The organism is Brachybacterium alimentarium (assembly GCF_002332425.1).
Classification (GTDB): Bacteria; Actinomycetota; Actinomycetes; order Actinomycetales; family Dermabacteraceae; genus Brachybacterium; species Brachybacterium alimentarium.
In genome coordinates this window covers 1-2750 of sequence record NZ_NRGS01000062.1, presented here as the reverse complement: position 1 = coordinate 2750, position 2750 = coordinate 1, and the positions used below count along the sequence as shown (strand labels likewise).

2 protein-coding genes are annotated in these 2750 nt (G+C 70.0%); one reads left to right on the top strand and one right to left on the bottom strand.

The window, feature by feature from the left end; all coding sequences use genetic code 11:
* Window positions 1–369: 369 nt before the first annotated feature.
* Window positions 370–1017, bottom strand: a complete 648-nt coding sequence (locus tag CIK71_RS17605; RefSeq protein WP_141393758.1) for a hypothetical protein — start codon at window positions 1015–1017, stop codon at window positions 370–372.
* 647 nt (window positions 1018–1664) lie between these two features.
* Here CIK71_RS17605 and CIK71_RS17320 point away from each other — a divergent pair.
* Window positions 1665–2553, top strand: a protein-coding gene (locus CIK71_RS17320; RefSeq protein ID WP_096166911.1) for an IS5 family transposase whose coding sequence is annotated in 2 segments (ribosomal slippage) — window positions 1665–2015 and window positions 2017–2553 — 888 coding nt in all. Because the reading frame shifts where the segments join, the coding sequence is not laid out codon by codon here.
* Window positions 2554–2750: the final 197 nt, after the last annotated feature.

The window sequence follows — 2750 nt, the reverse complement described above, 5'->3', positions numbered from 1 at the left end:
GCGGGTGCGGCGGGTGCGGCGTGTGCGTCGGGTGTGCCGGGTGTGCCGGGTGCGTCGGGTACGGCAGCGTCGGCCTCAGACGTGCGCACGAGGCCACTCGGCAAATGTGAGCTGTGGACCTATGCGAAGGCCCGACATGGGTCCCCAGCTCACACTTGTCTGCCGCTGCCGCTGCCGCTGCCGCTGCCGCTGCCGCTGCCGCTGCCGCCGGTGCTGGCGCTGGCGCTGGCGCTGGCGCTGCCGTTGCAGCTGGCGCCGGTGCTGGTTGTGCTGGTGTGCGTGGGGGTGCCGGTGCGCGTACCGGCACCCGTCATGATCGGGCCTGAGAGACGGCTCAATCCCGCGCGTCTGCTCGCGCCCTGTCAGGCGTCATCTCGCCGCGGGCCGGGGGCGGTTCCGTGGGCGCCCCAGTGCCTGTGCAGTGGATCCGGTCCACGTGCTCAGCGGTGGTGCGCTCGCCCCGGCTGCGATGAATGTGCGGCGCAACGCGGTGAGGAAACGTGCGGGTTCTCGGATGTCGTCCGCGGTCAGTCGGCGGAGCGTCCACCCGATCGATTCCAGGGAATCCCGCCGTGCGTGCTCGCCCCTCCACGCGCCCTTCCCACGATGGACGTCGCCGTCGTACTCGACACCGATCCGCCAGCGGTCGTACGCCGCGTCGATCCGCCGGAGCTGGCCGGTGTCGGGGTCCCGGACAGGGAGATTGCATGTTGGTTCGGGGAAGCCGGCACGGATCAGCAGCAGTCTCGTGCGGGTCTCCCCCGGGGACTCGACGCCTTCACGGGCATCATCGACCGCGGCGAGCAGGGCGCGGTGGCCGCGTCGGCCCGCGAAGGCGGCGACTTCTGTGCGCACGCGTGCGAGGTCGACACCCGGGCGGCAGCCCGCTGGGCCGACGAGGTGGTCGATCGCGATGACCACCTCATCGTGGTCGAGTGTGAGGGCCAGCTCGAGGAGCGTCTCCCACAGGGACGAGAGCACCAGGCCGCGCCAGGACACCGTCGCGCCGGGGACCATGCGATGGATGGTGACGTTCTGGCCTGCGCTCAGGCGTGGGCCCTGCATCCGGCAGTGCAGATGAGGGACTCGGAGAACCGGGGAACGAGGTGCTCTCCCGCCGGGCCCGCGCGACGGTGCACCGCTCCCGCCAGGGGCAGGGGCGAACAGGCTGAGCCGTCTCGTGCCGGTGAGAGGATCCGGCCTCCGCATCAGGAGTCCGATGCCTCCGTCGGCCCACCAGGGCACCGGAACTCCATGGAACACGGCAGCCGTGGTGTGGCTGAGCACGGCACCCGGAAGCACCAGCGTCTGCAGAGCGCGGGCCATGTCCTCGAGCGTCGCCGGCTCGGCACGGGGCGTGAGGAGGCCGGGAAGCAGAGGCACGAACTCCGTGCTGCTCAGCCGACGGGACGAGATACCCATCGCACGCGACTGGCGGCGAGGCAGAAGGACCCCTCCAGGGGCCTGGGTGGCACGCATGAGCCGACCGTAGGGAGCGAGATCGCGGTGCGTCCCGGTCGCTGTCGCTGATGTGCATGGTGCCGTGGTGGGGAGGACCGGTCAGGGCGGGCTAGGGCGGCTTAGAGGGGTCAGGCCAGGCCGGGCCAGAGCCAGCTAGGGCGTGTCTCCTAAGCTCGTGCCCGCCTATGCGTGATTCTGGATAGATGAGCCGACGAAGCGTGTTGTCCGACGCCCAGTGGGAAACGATCCAGCCGTTGCTACCTACCCAAAAACCCTGGTCAGGGCGTCCGAGGCGGGATCACCGACAGGTCGTCGAGGGAATCATCTACCGCTATCGCTGCGGGATCGCCTGGCGAGACCTCCCAGAGGATTTCGGGCCCTGGCAGACAGTCTGGAAGAGACACCGTGCCTGGGCCGAGGACGGTATCTGGGATCAGGTCCTCGACGCGCTCCTGGTGCGCGCCGACGACGAGGGGAGGCTGGACTGGTCAGTCGCGGTCGACTCCACGATCTGCCGCGCTCACCAGCACGGCACGAACCTCGAGCGCACCACAGGGGGCACTGTGGAACCACAAGAATCTCCGCGCTGAGCCGCCGGATCACGCGCTGGGCCGCTCTCGCGGCGGGCTCTCGACCAAGATCCACCAGCTCGTCGACGGCCACGGCCTGCCGCTGGTGATCCTCTGTGGCCCCGGCCAGGGCGGCGATTCACCGATGTTCGGCCCGTTACTGGACGCTCTCTCGGTGGACCGTCCTGGTCCCGGCCGTCCCCGCACCCGACCGGACATGCTGCGCGGCGACAAGGCCTACTCCTCCCGCGCCACCCGTTCCGCCCTCCGTCGTCGCGGGATCAAGTGCGTGATCCCAGAGCCGCGTGACCAGCAGAAGCACCGCCGCAATCGGGGCTCACGCGGAGGTCGTCCAGTCGGGCTGGACGCCGAGGCCTACCGTGGCCGCAACGTCATCGAGCGCGGCTACAGCGACGTCAAGCAATGGCGCGGACTGGCCACGCGCTACGACAAACTTGCCCTGACCTACCGCGCAGGAACAGTCCTGAGAGCCACGATCCAGTGGCTCAACCACCTACTTTAGAGACATGCCCTAGGTCGGACCAGAGAGGGCCGGGCCGGGGCGACCGCAAATGTGAGCTGTGGACCCATCCGGTTGCTTCGGATAGGTCCACAGCTCACATTTGCGTGCGGATGCGGATGCTGCCGCGGTGGGGGATGGTTCGCTGCCCCGCGCCCCGCGCCCCGCGCCCCGCGCCCCGCGCCCCGCGCCTCGCGCCC

Coding starts and splice junctions, on each gene's coding strand:
- CIK71_RS17605 (WP_141393758.1), bottom strand. CDS start 1,017: ATGGTCCCCGGCGCGACGGTGTCCTGGCGCGGCCTGGTGCTCTCGTCC.